Genomic DNA, 491 nt, shown 5'->3' on the forward strand with positions numbered 1-491 from the left:
TAGGATAGACCATTATGAGTTGATCTTTTAAAAACACTTCAAAGTTCCTAATCGTATCTTTTCCATCTATAAGGCAATCCTGCTTCTTATCTATTAGAACTTTATTACTATATCCTTCTTCTTTGATAACAGATTTTCCAAAATCATTATCTCTTGAATAAACGATAAAACCTTCTGCAGCACCAGCATATATTTCTAAGATACCTAAACTATCGTAAATAACTTTTTCTTCAACAATATATTTAGTTTCTCTTATCGTTTCTATTTGTGATTGTTCAACTGTAATATTTTTTTTCTCAAAAACTCTTTCTCTCTCATAAATAAATGTGCCTTCTTTTAGCATCTCTAATTTCTTAGAAGTGTTGTTGCAACTAATAAATAACAAAACAATTGTTACTAAATTTATAATCTTACTCATCTTATTGATTTTTTAAGGTTCTTAATTCTTCTACTTTACCTCTTTTCTCAACAACCACTTGTATAGCTCTCCC

1 protein-coding gene is annotated in these 491 nt (G+C 28.1%); it reads right to left on the minus strand.

Annotated elements, in window-relative coordinates:
• A partial coding sequence (locus HMPREF9075_RS03235) for a hypothetical protein (RefSeq protein ID WP_009415068.1) occupies positions 1-418 on the minus strand: 418 nt, incomplete at its 3' end.
• Positions 419-491: the final 73 nt, after the last annotated feature.

The organism is Capnocytophaga sp. oral taxon 332 str. F0381, assembly GCF_000318275.2.
GTDB lineage: Bacteria > Bacteroidota > Bacteroidia > Flavobacteriales > Flavobacteriaceae > Capnocytophaga > Capnocytophaga bilenii.